At 40.6% G+C, this 1,478-nt stretch carries 1 protein-coding gene; it reads left to right on the forward strand.

Features of this window, described 5'->3' with window-relative positions:
* Positions 1 to 1,256 (forward strand): transposase (locus V7659_RS26640; RefSeq protein WP_335543100.1); only part of this gene is annotated, 1,256 nt, incomplete at its 5' end.
* Between the last annotated feature and the right edge of the window lie 222 nt (positions 1,257 to 1,478).

A 1,478-nucleotide genomic window follows, 5' to 3' on the forward strand; every position in this document is an offset into this window, starting at 1 on the left:
TAGCCTACGACTTTTCTGAATATGGTTTGCACAATTTTGTGAAACCTGCTCAGCACAAATTTAAAGAAAATATCGGCAGCTTTGAAGCACAAAAACTTGCTACAAGGGCTTTTCGAGCTGTAGAGAAACTACACTTTGGAAAAGCAAAAAAAGTGCACTTCAAAGGGTTAGCTGATGATATTTCGGTTGAAAACAAATCAAATGCTACTGGCTTGCGGTATAAAGAGGGCAATATTCTTTGGGGAGATAAGCCAACAAAGGAACATCCCAGGCCAAAGAACTGGCTTTGTATCCCTGTTATACCAAAAGCAAAGGATGAATATGCACACCTAGCCTTAATGGATAAGACAAAGTACGTGCGAATCTTACAACGTGAAGTGCGTGGCAAGGTTCGCTTTTTTGTTCAGCTCATTCAAGAAGGCTATCCGCCAACAAAACGAAAGCGGAAGATGGTTGAGGATGAAACCAAACGTGTAGGTCTCGACATTGGTTCATCTACAATCGCCATTAGTAGTGAAAAAACCGTACAACTTCGAGAACTAGCTCCGGAATGCCAAGCTGACGAGAAAAAGCTTCGTTGTATTCATCGAGCTATGGACAGGTCAAAGTATGCCACTAACCTACAAAACTATAATGAGAACGGTACTATTAATAAAGGTAGAAGGACGTGGACGTATTCCAAGCGTTATATTCAACTCCGCCGTGAGCGAAAAGAACTATATTGTAAAATTGCGGTCCAACAGAAACAGTCGCATGAGAAGTTAGCGAACGAAATCTTAGAACTCGGTTTTGATGTACGAGTGGAAACCATGCGATTTCAATCGCTACAAAAACGAGTGAAGAAAACTACCAGAAATAAGAAGAACGGCAAGATTAACGCTAAGAAACGGTATGGTAAATCAATTGGTAATCATGCGCCTGCTATGCTGCTAACCATTATTGACCGAAAACTTGGTTATCAAGGTAGGTCAATCAAGAAAATAAATACCTATGCTACAAAGGCTAGTCAATTCAATCATTTGACTGGTGAATATACGAAGAAGCAACTTTCAGAACGTTGGAATGTCATTGGAGGATTTCGTATCCAACGTGATTTATATAGTGCTTTCTTAATCGGAAACACGACTGAAATGCTCAATTCTATTGACGTGGACTTATGCAACGTAAAATGGGACAACTTTGTTGAACTGCACAATCGTGAGATTGCACGTATAAAACAATTATCTAGTAAAACTTTGCGTTGGTTTGTCGCATAAACACAAACCTGATTGGTCGTGACAACGCCCAAGAGAAGTCGGAATGGTAAGCACACAAGGGGTCTAACGCCTGCTTGGTGAAGTGCCTTGCTATACGCAATACGTCCGTTAATGTTCTAGGAGAATGTACACCAGTGTTTCGGTAGAAACTCTTTCCGAAAGGAAAGATAAGGGTACCGTTGAGAAGTGTACTAAGTAACATTTTGCCACTATACCCTAGAA

Origin of the sequence: Neobacillus drentensis (assembly GCF_036966985.1) — a bacterium.
Taxonomy (GTDB): Bacteria; Bacillota; Bacilli; order Bacillales; family Cytobacillaceae; genus Neobacillus; species Neobacillus drentensis_E.